This window comes from Mesorhizobium escarrei (genome assembly GCF_935825525.1).
Classification (GTDB): Bacteria; Pseudomonadota; Alphaproteobacteria; order Rhizobiales; family Rhizobiaceae; genus Mesorhizobium; species Mesorhizobium escarrei.
In genome coordinates, this window is record NZ_CAKXZT010000028.1 from 1 (window position 1) to 248 (window position 248).

Here is a 248-nt window from a genome sequence, read left to right on the forward strand (position 1 = left end):
GTAGCCGACCGGCAAGAGATCGGCCTCGCGTGCGGCGAGCCATTCCCTTGCCGCCGCGCCTTGGCACCTTGGACAGTGCCTATTCCTGCAGCTGTTATACGCAATGCGACTGTGGCCGCAGTCCTCGCACGCCTCGACATGACCGCCAAGCGCCGCGGTGCGGCAGGTCTCGATCGCCGACATCACCTTCAGCTGGGCGAGGCTCAAGTGGCCGGCTTGGGCCCCGCGCCAGGCGGCGCCATGGCGGT

Annotated in this window: 1 protein-coding gene; it reads right to left on the bottom strand. The window is 68.5% G+C overall.

The window, feature by feature from the left end; all coding sequences use genetic code 11:
- On the bottom strand, window positions 1-248 hold a 248-nt coding region (locus NMG80_RS02345; RefSeq protein WP_254016654.1), incomplete at both ends, for a transposase zinc-binding domain-containing protein.